A 13,035-nucleotide genomic window follows, 5' to 3' on the forward strand; every position below is an offset into this window, starting at 1 on the left:
TTTTGAATCTAAAAACGACATTTGATCATCAAATTAAAAACGGATGAAAAGAAGAAACTTCATTAAAAATTTAAGTCTGAGCGGAGCCGTTGCCTCTTTGGCAGGCGGTTCCAGTATCTCGGCTTTTGCAAAAGCGAATGAATACGAGGATACCTTTAACCTGGATTATGCGCCACACTTTGGAATGTTTAAAGGACATGCAGGTGAAGATTTGATAGACCAGCTAAAGTTCATGTACGATCAGGGTTTTCGCTCGCTTGAGGACAATGGATTACTGGGAAGGCCTACAGATGTACAAGAGAAAATCGGGGAAAACCTTGAAAAGCTGGGAATGCGTATGGGAGTTTTTGTGGTAGATGGAGGAGATAATTGGAAGGTTTCCTTGACCTCAGGCAAGAAAGAGTTTGTAGATACTTTTCTCAAAACATGCCGTGATTCTGTAGAGGCTGCCAAAAGGGTCAATGCCAAATGGGCTACAGTGGTGCCCGGGTTTTTTGAAAGAAATCTGCCCATAGGTATTCAGACAGGAAATGTAATTGAAGCTTTGAAACGTGGTGCGGAGATTTTTGAACCTCATGGACTTACCATGGTTTTGGAACCCTTAAGTGATACACCTGAATTATTTCTTCGCCATTCAGATCAGACTTATGCGATTTGTAAAGCCGTAGGAAGTCCTTCCTGTAAAATTCTCTATGACATTTATCATATGCAAAAGAATGAGGGCAACCTGATTTCAAATATGGAAAAGTGCTGGGACGAAATCGCCTATATACAGATAGGCGATAACCCCGGACGGAAAGAACCTGGTACGGGAGAAATCAATTATCAAAAGGTATTTGAATATATTGATTCAAAAGGTTTTACTGGAATATTAGGGATGGAGCATGGGAACGCCTTACCGGGTGTAGAAGGTGAAAAAGCCCTTATAGCAGCTTACCGAAAAGCAGATAGCTTTAAATCCTGAATTGGAACCTATGGCTAATGCTTAATTTCGTAGAAGGGGGGCTTAAAAGATATACTGAAAGAGGGTTCCTTTTTCAGAAATAGAATTCACAATCATATCAGTAGAATCTATTTTATAGAAATAACTTATGATTTCAAGCTAATCTCGAAAAATTGAGATAATTTATCCATGAATATATTTATGCTAATAAAGCATTGTATAACTTATTAGTGATGTATTTGCGTAGATACATTTAAATTATACTCAAATGAAAAACCCAGTCCTTTGGTCACTTATTATGTTGCTTTTGTTTTCCTGCAGTGAAAACAGAAAAAAGAATATATTAGAAAAACCAAAAGGCTGGACGATATTTGAAACACCAGTTGATGTTTCCTTAAGAGGGCTTTCGCCTGTTACCGAAAATCTAGTTTGGGCTAGCGGTTCCAAAGGAACTTGGATAAAGACGCTGGATGGAGGGAAAAACTGGGAATACGGTACTATCAATGGCCTGGACTCTGTAGATTTCAGGGATATAGAAGGAATAGACGCTTCTACAGCCATAGTCATGTCCTCAGGTCAGCCTGCATTGATATTCAAAACCTCTGACGGAGGGAATACTTGGGAGAAGAAGTTCGAGGGAAGCGAGGAAGATTTTTTTGATGGAATGTTTTTCCAGAGGAAAAAAGGCGTACTTATTGGCGATCCAGTAGGGAGCTCTTGGAGGATATTAACCACTAGTGATTTAGGGGAAAGCTGGAAAGTGAGTGAAAGGGCTCCCAAGGCGAAAGAAGGCGATGGTTCTTTTGCGGCGAGTGGTTCAACAATTCTCCGGGACGATAGCCGAATCTGGTTTGCCTCCGGAGGATTGAGCAGTAATATTTATTATTCAGCTGATGATGGGATGCATTGGGAGGAAATACCAACTCCAATTTTACAAGGTGAACCTTCGCAAGGTATATTTTCATTTACCAAAGTCAGTGATCAAGTTTTGGTAGCTGTCGGTGGGGATTATTTGGAGGAAAACAAAGCCGACAAAAATGCAATTATTTCAACAGACGGCGGGCTGAGCTGGAGTTTGATTGAAGGAAATCTTCCGGTAGGTTATCGTTCTGGTGTCACCTATTTCCCTTTACATCATTGGTTGATTGCTGTTGGACCAAGTGGTACTGATTTTTCAAATGACGGAGGGATGAACTGGATGAAATTTTCGGAGGAGGGTTTTCATGCTGTTTTTCGCGACAAAGCACAGAGCAGTATCTGGGCTTCAGGCAGCAATGGCAGGATTGCAAAGCTGGATTATTAACATACATTTTACGAAGATTTTTATTTTTGAATTTACAAATTTCTCAAAGTATTCCCCGCAGCATTATCAAATGCACCTTTCTTATATTATATTTATTATCCCGACAATAGCAGATTTATTATTTTAGTTATATTGTCGTCCGTTTGTTCAACTCAAAATCACAAAAATCTAAAGGAAATGTTTGATATCATTCCATCCATATGGCTCATTGACGGAAAATGCGTACGTCTCAAAAGAGGGGATTTCGCTACGCAAGAGGTTATTTCCAACAATCCCGTCGAAATTGCCCAAGCTTTTGAAGACCATGGCATCCGTTGGCTTCACTTAGTAGATTTAGATGGAGCTAGAAGAGGTGAACCAAAAAATTACCAAATTCTTGAACTTATCGCAGGTTACACAAACCTCAAAGTAGACTTTACCGGTGGTATTTCTACTGACGGAGATGTGCTGAAAGCATTGGAAAATGGAGCACATGCCATCACTGCAGCTTCGGTAGCAGCTACTTATCCAGAGCGTTTCTCTCAATGGATCATGTCATATGGAAGGGAAAAGATCTTCATGGCTGCTGATACCAATCCGGCAGACAACAAGATCAAAGTGCGTGGTTGGTTGAAAAAAACAGAAATAGACTTATTTGATCATATTGAATTCTTCTATGAAAGAGGCCTCAAATATTTGAAATGCTCTGATGTCACTAGAGATGGAGTAATGGAAGGGCCTAACTTTGACATGTATAAAAAAATAGTTGAAAAATTCCCTGCTATCAGGCTTGCAGCCAGTGGTGGTGTAAGGAATATTGATGATTTCAAAAGATTAAAGGACATCGGTGTAACGTCTGTGGTATTCGGGCGGGCATTTTTTGAAGGTATCATTACCCTCAAAGATCTTGATAATTTTATGGCAGAATACGGTCAATAATAATGAAAGCCAGCTTTGAGAGCTGGCTTTATTTTTTTAGGGATAAGTCATTTTAAATTCGTTGAGCTTAGGTTTGTCTTTTTTGACTCTTTTCAACTCCATTTGATACAGATATTCTCCAAGTTCGGCATAAAAGGGGAATGCAACCTCATCAAACTCATATAGGTTGTCATTGAGGGTTTGATTTTCATTGACATAAATCACTGCCGAAACAAAAAACTCAACTCCATTTTCGAAGTCAACAAAATAGGAACCATCCAGTAGGTGTCCATAGGCCATTCCTGTTTTATTGAAGATTCTAAACTGGGAGGGTATTGGTTCTTTTTCCGTTCCAAATTTGAAAAACTTGGAGTAGCTGTCGTAGTATTCCGGTAATTCATATTTGGGAAAATCACTCTCCCCCGGCAACATAGACATATATTTCAGGATAAACTGACGGTCTTCCTCAGAAATTTTGAATCTTTCTGTAGCCAGAAATTTTTCAGGAAATACCAACCTAAATACGGTATTGTGAAAATCCGTCAATGCATATTTATTTTTGTTCGTGAAGTCCATGGGTTCTTCTACCAACTCCCCTCCACTTAAATATGCTTTGCCTATCGTTGGACTTCCGTCCACAGCATAAACTTTTTCTGTAACTCTTGCAGGTATTTCCATTATGACCTGCCCATCAAAGTCCAAAAACCTGATAGGATTGAAATGCCTGTTCTCTTCCGGGCTCATGGGCATACTTAGGCGGTGGTTGATCACAGTATTATTGAGTCCCTTTTCTTTCAGCTTTTGGTTGATGTAGTCTTGTCCCAATAATTCATAGAGCCTGTTATAGGCATCATTGTCGCTAACCAAAAGGATTTTTTTGATATAATGTCCAATGCTTGGCATCAGGTTGGCAGCTGTACTGTCGGTATAAGCAGCTGTTTGGGATGGTCTAATGGAATCTGTTACCATCATGCTTTCTTTTGAAAGTCCTCGGACTTCCTGTTCCGCGAGCCATTCCATCGCCAAAACAGCTACAGGAAGTTTTACAGTCGAAGCTGGGTAAAAATAAACTTGGTCATCTACATTGAATTCAAAAGTCTCAAAAATGGGATCGTTGTTTTCATTCCTGTCAATTTGAGTAAAAAGAATTTGAACTTGATACTTTGACGCATTATTCAAAACATCATTAAGAATAGGATATTGGTCAGGAATATTTTTGAAAGGTTGATTCTCTTCTTGTTTGCAGCTTGAAAAGATGATTAAAATTGAAAAAATTACAATTAACTGAATGTTTATAGATCTCATAAATGGTATGTATTTGGAATTAGGTCAAAACTTTTGAATTTAAAACCTGTCCCTGTATTTTTTCCAAAATCGTATAGAGCTTTTCCAGATCCTCTTGTTCGTGATGGGCCGAAAGTACAATCCTATTAATCCAGGGGTCTGTAGGCTCAGGATAAGGAAACGAGCTGATAATTATACCTTCTTCTTCCAGTTGACCGACCCATTTTCTGTTGGTGAAAGTATAAACAGGGAACCCTAAATCTTTTTCAAAACCTGAAATTTGATTGATAGCTGAGTTAAAGTAAACTTTATTTTTCTGTAATTTTTGGAATTGCTCCTTATACAAATCCTGAGCTTGTAAAAATGCCCATAAATAAGCCTGAGGTGGCGGAGATGCTGACCTGAAAATTTTCCGGTTCAAAATTCCAATCAGTTGTTGAACTGGGCCTAAAGTAATTCCGGCAGGAATACCAAGTCCTTTCCCTAAGGAACCTGAAACCAACAACTCTACCGGTAAAAATTTCCAGCGGTTATATGTTCCGTAAATATCCTCACCGATGACACCAAAAGCATGGCTATCGTCAACCAAGAAGGTATATTGATGCTTTCTTGGTAGATGGCCTATCCAACTAAAATCATGTATAGAAGGCTTGAGAGGATCTACCGCATTTGCCAGAATCAGAATACGCTGCGCTTTTAAGGTTTCACACAATTCCTTGACATGGGTAGTCCACTCTTCAAAAGACTGATTCGGTTCAGGGCTAAGTTCCTCAGGAAGTATAGCAGGATGTGTATCTGGAGCAATGAAAATGTAATCTGTGTGGTCAAGTAGGTAATTTACCGTACCATAACCTGCTAAATACCCACTACTCCACACCAAGGCTTTGTCTGCTCCCGCTTTTTCAGCAAAATAATTTTCAAATTGGTCAAAGATATTCAAACGAACGTTATTGATTCTGCTGAGTCCATGATTGAGCCCAAGGTTTTTGATTCCTCTGATTACAAGATCCTCGTATTCTTTAGCAGCAGCCATACCTAGGTAATCGGTACCGCTGAAATATAAATATTCTTTATTGTCTCGTAGAATGTGACGACCAATTTTGGTTTGTAGGTGAAATAAACTCATTTGGAACTGGTTGGGTGATAGGCTGATACAAATATAGGTATTTGTACCCCTTAATTAATTCATTCATTTTGAAATTTCCAAAGAAACCCTCAATAAAATCGTATCATGACTAAAATTAATCCATTTTCATGTCTAAGAATCTAAATTTCTTAGAATTAAGTGGTGATTAAACTTTGAAATAGTATTTTGGTTTGGCTTGTTCTAAAAAAAAATAGCCTCATTTCTTTGGGGCTATTCAAAAATCACCATGTCCTACCTCCACCTCCTCGCCAAGGCCTTCCTCCCTGGGGACCCTCTTGAGCTTCCTGCCTTTTGAAATTTCCGATGATATAGGTAAATGAGATTAACCCATATCTTGTCAATACCCTTGTAAATGTATCCTCGATAGTTACATCGTTTACCGTTCTACCAATAGCGTTATTCTGATTTAGAAGATCAAAAATGCTAAGTTTCACTTCGCCTTTATTGTCTTTTAAGAACCTGTATCCCGCTTCTATATTCCATAACCACACAGATTGGTCAAGTTCTGCTGAAAGTCCTCTGTATAAAGAGTTGTTTACTACATTGGATACAAAAAGCTTTCCATTGTTGGGACTGTAATAAAACCTGATATTGGAGTTTTGGATATAGAAATTATTGCTGAGATTGGACTGAAGGCTACTATTTACAATGGTATATGTACCGGTCGTGGAAAGGGTAAAGTCCAAGTCTTTGCTGATATTGCTGGTAAGGGTGACCCCTTGACTAAGGTCAAGGTTGTCATTGAAATTTTTCTGCCCATTGATAAATCCCGGGGTTCTGTTCATTGACACACTGGAATTCATATTGAATTGAGACTTGAGTTTCTTAATTGGTGAGCCGTAGGTTATGAATAGCCTGGACCTAAACTGACCTGAGAGATTTTCCGGTCTGCTGATCTGTGCACCTGGCCTCAGAAGTACATCTCCATTGATAAGTGTATCGGTTTGAGCTACGAAAGTACTGTTCCCTATAAAGTTTTCAGTCACCGAGAGAAAGAGGAAAGAGAAGAAGGTACGAGACTTCTCCAAGTTGATTTTTGAAAAATTGGTGAATACAGTATGACTGTAAGCCTGTCCCAAATCAGGATTACCTACAGATAACTGCAATTGATTTTGGTTATTGATTACGTTTTGCAATTGATTGACGCTAGGTTCTTGGGTATTGGTTCTATACCTCATCCGGAAGGAAGTCCCTTTTTCCCTATTGCGGTAGGATGCATTCATGCCTGGGAGGAGGTTGCTGAAAGACCTATTGAAAGTCTGCTCCATCGGGAAGAAACTTTCATTGTCCTGAACTGCATATTGGTAGTCTAAGTTGGCATTCACATTCCAGTTCTTATAATTGTAACTGTAACCTGCACTTGGTCTCTGCACGATAAATTTATTGTCAAATACGTTACTCAAGGCGGTATCCAAAATCATCATACCCAATTCCGGTACCAGTGCGAAAGTCTGTTGGTCCGCTGAAGTTTTGTTGTTTCCTACCTGATAAGACAATGTCAACAATGATTTGTCATTGACTGGCTCTGTAAATTGGACTGTAGCCCTATAATTGAAGCCATCAGACAAGCCGATGGTTTCCTGATCCAACGTATCACGGATGTCTCTGATAAAGTCTCTGTTTGCAGCGATCAAATCAGACAATTGATCCCTTTTATTCCATGCAGTGAATACAGTAGTGGATACTGTTCTTCCTGGCTTATCCAATTTGTAGCGATAGACAAAGTTGTTTGAAATGTTGTAACCTTCTGTACCTGCATCCGAAATGGTCCTGGTACTACTAAGGGGGTTCATTAAACCTGAGAAGTTAATTCCATCCCTATCCAAGAAAGTATTGTTGTTTTGAAAATTAATTGAAGGAGTAACGATGATTGCATTTTTATCATCAATATCATATTCAATTCTACTATTGACCCTGTGGTTGTTGTTCCTGACAGTATTGATCAGCGTTTCATCATAAAACTGTCTGTTTTGTTCTGATAAGATCAATTCCCTATTGGTTAGCCTAAATACATTGTTATTGGTAGAGTTGAAAAAATAGGAGGCTGTCAAGTTCATTTTTCCACCTATTTTATCACTGTAGTTCAATCCTAAGCTATTGGTAGTGATGATTCCTTGGTCTTGACCAACTAGAAAGTTATTGTTACCACCACCTCCGGGCCTTCCACCACCGCCGCCACGTCCACCGGGTCCTCCACCTTGACCGCCAGTAACACCTACCAGGTCTTGTGAAGAGAAGTTTTGTTGGTTGATGTTGTTGAATAGTCCAATGATAGAAATCCGCTTATCCCCTTTGAAAAGATTAAAATTTCCTCCTGCCGAATATCGGTTTTCAGTCCCTCCGCCAGCGTATAGCCTACCAAATTGACCACTTCTTTTATCCTGCCTGGTCACTATGTTGATTGTTCGGGAGTAATTGCCATCATCGAAGCCTGTCAACCTGGACTGATCTGATCTCTGGTCTAGTATTTCAACCCTGTCAATGACATCTGCAGGCAGGTTTCTTAATGCCAAAAATGGATCATTGCCAAAAAACTCCCTACCGTCTACCAATACTTTTTGAACCTGCTCACCTTTAGCCTGAATCTCTCCGTTTTGTATAGTAACACCGGGAATTTTCCTGACCAAATCCTCTGCGTCTGCATTCTCACGGGTCTTAAAAGCATTCGCGTTGAAAGAGGTAGTATCTCCTTTTACCTCCCCTACAGGTATCTGTCCTTCAATAATAACTTCTCCGAGTAATTTACTATCTTCAATCAATAATAGGGTTCCAAGATCAAGTCTTTCGTTGATGCTATGATTCCTAACTATTTTCTGATACCCCAAATAAATGATTTCCAGTTTGACATCCGGAATATCAGGGCGTCTGATTTCGAAAGTCCCGCTGACTCCAGTAACAGTGGAGACCAAAAGTGAGTCAGTTACAGTTTTCACCAAAACATTGGCCCCTATCATAGGTTCATTGCTGCCACTTTCTACCACTTTACCTTTCAGTATCAAGTCCCCTCTTTGCGCTGTAGCCTCCCAAGAAGTAAAAAGCATAGAAGCTATAAAAATTCCAATAAGTAAAATTGTACGCATATATAATAGCTTAATTAAATCCAATCTTAGACTTTGGGGAGTAGCTAAAAGTTTAATGGATTTAAGCCTAAATTTTAAAAGGGGTTTTTCGGGGGCAAAAGGTCAAAAACCTGTTTTTAAGAGAGATAGAAATGAAAAAGCCAACAAGAATATTTTTCCTGTTGGCTTACATTTCGAAAATAATAGGGATTACCCTTTCAAATTGACTTTGATGGATAATTCTGTCAATTGCTCCTCTGCAATGGTACTTGGTGAATCGATCATTACGTCCCTTCCGGAATTGTTTTTAGGGAAAGCAATATAGTCTCTGATGGAATCTGAACCTCCAAAAATTGCACAGAACCTGTCAAAGCCAAATGCGATTCCTCCGTGTGGAGGTGCTCCATATTCAAAAGCCTCCATCAGGAATCCAAACTGTTTTTGAGCCTCTTCATCTGAGAATCCAAGGTGTTTGAACATCAGCTGCTGGGTTGGTCTATCATGGATTCTTATAGAACCGCCTCCAATTTCTACTCCGTTGATGACCAAGTCATAGGCATTTGCCCTAACTGATCCAGGGTCTGTTTCCAACAATGATATATCTTCTTTTTTAGGCGAAGTAAATGGATGGTGCATGGCATGATATCGCTGCGTTTCTTCATCCCATTCCAATAATGGGAAATCCACCACCCAAAGGGGCTTGAAAATATTCCTGTCCCTTAGTCCAAGGTCTTCACCCATTTTTAACCTCAATTCTGACATTTGCTTTCTGGTAGCCTTTTCTTCACCACTCAGCACCAATAGTAGGTCACCTGCTTCTGCACCCATGGTTTCTGCCCAGGATTTGAGATCTTCCTGATTGTAGAATTTATCTACCGAAGATTTGAAAGTACCATCTGCATTACATTTGACATAAACCAATCCTTTGGCTCCGATCTGAGGTCTTTTCACCCAATTTGTCAATTCGTCCAGCTGCTTCCTAGTGTATTCTGCCGCACCTTTTGCACAGATTCCAAGCACCAGTTCTGCCTGATCAAAAATGGCAAACCCTTTATTTTGAGCCAGTTCATTAAGCTCTGAGAATTTCATATCGAAACGAAGGTCAGGCTTGTCATTTCCATAAAACTTCATTGCATCAGCAAAAGTCATCCTTTGTACTTCCTCTAATTCAACTCCTTTCACGTTTGAGAAAAGATGTCTAACCAAGCCCTCAAAAGTATTCAAGATATCTTCCTGATCCACAAATGACATTTCACAGTCAATTTGGGTAAATTCAGGTTGACGGTCTGCTCTCAAATCCTCATCCCTAAAACATTTAACAATTTGAAAATAACGATCGAAACCGCTGACCATGAGCAACTGCTTGAAGGTCTGTGGAGATTGTGGCAAAGCATAAAATTCTCCAGGATTCACGCGGCTTGGTACTACAAAGTCCCTAGCACCTTCTGGTGTAGATTTAATCAATACTGGAGTTTCCACTTCGATGAAATCTTCGGCATCCATATATTTCCGGGTTTCCTGCATCATCCGGTGACGGAGTTGTAGCTTTTCCCTGACTACATTTCTCCGTAAATCCAGGTACCTGTACTTCATTCTCAACTCATCTCCACCATCTGTTTCATCTTCTATAATGAAAGGAGGCACCTTGGCAGAATTAAGTATTTCAAGGTTTGTAACTTTAACTTCTATGTGCCCAGTAGGGATCTTATCATTTTTGGAAGTACGCTCAATCACAGTGCCTGAAGCCTGCACGACGAACTCTCTGCCCAAGGAAACTGCTTTTTCCAATAATTCGGGAGCAGAAGATTCTTCTTCAAAAATCAACTGTGTTACACCATACCTGTCCCTGAGGTCTACCCAGACAAGCCCTCCTTTATTTCTCACCCTTTGCACCCAACCGGCCAAAGTCACTTCTTCATTGATGTCTTCTATCCTTAACTGTCCGCAAGTATGAGTTCTTTGCATGATTTTGATGGTATTTTTTAAAGTGGACAAAGATAAACAAACCTTGCAGACATTGCTAAGCAGCCTTAAAAGAATGGCCTCAAACTTCAATTTTCAGCAAAAAAATTAAGTGATTGGTAAATACGGCTCATCAATTATCAATTTTTGTTGAAAAATCATTGTATACCTAAACATAAAAATCCAAAAGTACCGTTAGTAAATTATGTGGATAAATGTTAAAATTCGAAGATAAGCCTTTCAAAAGTTGCAATTTGACCGGAATTTAAATTTCTTTGGTGTCATTGGCTCAAAATTAAAACTTCAAGAATTATAATGGTAAAAAAGTGGATAGGCATCAGTGCCTTGGTGGTCGCCTTAATCGGAGGTTATTTTATTGTAGAAAACAGAAAATCAAATGCTCAGGAAATAGTAGCTGAGGATTTTGATATTGAAGAGGAAGAAGAAATAATCGAGGAGGAAAATCTGCTTTACGGCATAGCAATCAACGGCCTACAGATTACTGAGGGGGTTGTTGGGAAAAACCAGACCCTTTCTTCCATCCTGAGTCCATTCAACGTTCCTTATGAAATCATCGATCAGATAGCGAAAAAATCCAAGGATATTTTTGATGTCAGAAAGATTGCCTTTAACAAAAAATTTACCGTACTCACCCCAATAGACTCTTCGCAAGCCCAGTTTTTCATCTATGAACCAAATGCTTCAGAATATGTGGTTTTTAGATTGGACGATGGAGAAATTTATAAAGAAGAGAAACCAATAGAATTGCGACATGTAGAAAAGGGTGGTGTAATTTCCAATAATTTATCCTCTAATATGGGCGAGCTTGATATTACCAATGACCTGATAGATCAATTTGCGGATCTTTTTGGTTGGTATGTCAATTTTCAAGGACTTCAAAAAGGAGATATCTTTAAAGTAGCCTACAAAGAAAAGGTAGTGGATGGCAATGTAGTAGGTGTTACAGATATCGAAGCAGCATACTTTCAACATAAGGGTCAAGAATACCATGCGATCCCTTTTGAGCAAAATGGCGAAGTAAATTTCTTTGATCAGGAAGGCCATAGCTTTAAAAAATCATTTTTAAGAGATCCTGTAAAATACACTAGAATCAGCTCAAAATATAATCCGAGGAGATTTCACCCTGTACAGAAAAGATATAAACCACATTTAGGAACAGATTATGCTGCCGCAACCGGCACTGAAATCAGAACTGTTGGAGATGGCACAGTGGTAGAAGCCCGTTATACAAGTGCCAATGGCAATTTTGTCAAAATCAAGCACAACGACACCTACACCACACAATACCTGCACATGTCTAAAATTGCTTCAGGCATGAAGCCTGGCGCAAGGGTCAAGCAAGGACAGGTAATCGGTTTTGTCGGAAGCACAGGCTTGGCTACAGGCCCGCACCTTTGCTTCAGGTTTTGGAAAAATGGAAAGCAGGTAGATTGGTTGGCTGAAAAGCTACCGCCATCAGATCCTATTTCAAAACAAAACTGGGAAGCTTTCGAAAAGGTAAAACTTGAGAAAATCAATCAAATCGCCTCCATAGAAATAACAGATAAAAAAGAACCTCTTCTCGCAGAAAAATAATAAGATCAAAAGCCTCCTCAACGGAGGTTTTTTTTTTGAACAACAGGTGACACGAGGAAATAAAAGATGAGGATACCTATAAGTTTTAAAAAGTTTTGCAACTTATTCCTATGCGGTCTATTGAAGGTGCTGGCGAAGAAGCGAATAACCACACCCTCTTCCATCAAAGGCTTTATATTCTTTTCCCGATTATGGGACAGGTAGTGGTTCAGTAATTTTCTACTCAGTTAAGGAGTGGCATTCTCAATTGAAGTTTATTTTCTCAGGATCAATTCAGTTCTTCTGTTCAACTGATGCATGTCTTCAGTGCAATCCTCTAAATCACAATCGTGAACTGGTTTAGTTTTTCCAAACCAATTGGATTGAACCCTTTCAGTCTCAATACTCCTTTCCAGCAAATATTGCCCAACCGCATTGGCCCTTCTTTCACTAAGGCTTTTATTGTAGTCTTCACTGCCTCTCTGATCAGTATGACCTTCAATGGATAGCATGAGTCTAGGCATTCTCTTCATCATGGCAGCAATACGCTCTAGGTCTTTTTGGTGGATTTTCCTGATACTGCTTTTATCAAAATCAAAATAAACGGTAGGGACTTCCTTGAGTTCCTTTTGCAAAACCTCGAAAAAATCCAGTTCTTCACACAAGTCCTTTTCATTGGAAACAAATTCTTCAGGTAATTCATATGCTAGCGCTGTGTTGGAAAAGGCTTCCAATACCAACTCAGACCTTCGGTTAAGCTGATGATTGAATTCAGGACAGTTTATCCCATCAGCACATTTGTTGACCAGATTTTCCTCTCCATACCATTCCAATCTGATCCGCTCATGATCTACGTTATATCTGG

Annotated in this window: 9 protein-coding genes; 4 read left to right on the plus strand and 5 right to left on the minus strand. The window is 39.4% G+C overall.

Annotated elements, in window-relative coordinates:
* The first annotated feature begins 43 nt into the window (after positions 1–43).
* From EA341_RS04535 to EA341_RS04545, 3 genes are all read left to right on the plus strand, one after another.
* Positions 44–964, plus strand: coding sequence for a TIM barrel protein (locus EA341_RS04535; RefSeq protein WP_293011725.1), 921 nt, complete (start codon positions 44–46; stop codon positions 962–964).
* Positions 965–1,211: 247 nt separating this feature from the next.
* A complete protein-coding gene (locus EA341_RS04540; protein ID WP_293011727.1) occupies positions 1,212–2,246 on the plus strand; it encodes a YCF48-related protein in 1,035 nt (344 codons plus the stop codon).
* Between the two features lie 177 nt (positions 2,247–2,423).
* Positions 2,424–3,164 (plus strand): 1-(5-phosphoribosyl)-5-[(5-phosphoribosylamino)methylideneamino] imidazole-4-carboxamide isomerase, encoded by a 741-nt coding sequence (locus EA341_RS04545; RefSeq protein ID WP_293011728.1) that lies wholly within the window; start codon positions 2,424–2,426, stop codon positions 3,162–3,164.
* Between the two features lie 36 nt (positions 3,165–3,200).
* On the opposite strand, the gene EA341_RS04550 is transcribed toward EA341_RS04545, so the two are convergent.
* The 4 genes from EA341_RS04550 to aspS all read right to left on the minus strand — a co-directional run bounded on the left by EA341_RS04550 (position 3,201) and on the right by aspS (position 10,598).
* Positions 3,201–4,448 carry a serine hydrolase gene (locus tag EA341_RS04550; RefSeq protein WP_293011729.1) on the minus strand — a complete coding sequence of 416 codons (1,248 nt, stop codon included), beginning with the start codon at positions 4,446–4,448 and terminating at the stop codon, positions 3,201–3,203.
* A 19-nt stretch (positions 4,449–4,467) separates the two neighbouring features.
* The gene (locus tag EA341_RS04555) at positions 4,468–5,553 is read right to left on the minus strand and encodes an aminotransferase class I/II-fold pyridoxal phosphate-dependent enzyme (protein WP_293011730.1); all 1,086 of its coding nucleotides are present in this window, start codon (positions 5,551–5,553) and stop codon (positions 4,468–4,470) included.
* Between the two features lie 242 nt (positions 5,554–5,795).
* The gene (locus EA341_RS04560; RefSeq protein ID WP_293011732.1) at positions 5,796–8,654 is read right to left on the minus strand and encodes an outer membrane beta-barrel protein; all 2,859 of its coding nucleotides are present in this window, start codon (positions 8,652–8,654) and stop codon (positions 5,796–5,798) included.
* A 189-nt stretch (positions 8,655–8,843) separates the two neighbouring features.
* Positions 8,844–10,598: an aspartate--tRNA ligase gene (aspS, locus tag EA341_RS04565; protein ID WP_293011734.1), complete on the minus strand. Its 1,755-nt coding sequence runs from the start codon at positions 10,596–10,598 to the stop codon at positions 8,844–8,846.
* 312 nt (positions 10,599–10,910) lie between these two features.
* Between aspS and EA341_RS04570 the strand changes: the two genes are divergently transcribed.
* The gene (locus EA341_RS04570; RefSeq protein WP_293011736.1) at positions 10,911–12,191 is read left to right on the plus strand and encodes a peptidoglycan DD-metalloendopeptidase family protein; all 1,281 of its coding nucleotides are present in this window, start codon (positions 10,911–10,913) and stop codon (positions 12,189–12,191) included.
* Between the two features lie 254 nt (positions 12,192–12,445).
* Here the strand turns inward: EA341_RS04570 and EA341_RS04575 are convergent.
* The coding region (locus EA341_RS04575; protein ID WP_293011738.1) for an OmpA family protein at positions 12,446–13,035 on the minus strand (590 nt) is incomplete at its 5' end.

The organism is Mongoliibacter sp. (genome assembly GCF_007692705.1).
GTDB lineage: Bacteria > Bacteroidota > Bacteroidia > Cytophagales > Cyclobacteriaceae > Mongoliibacter.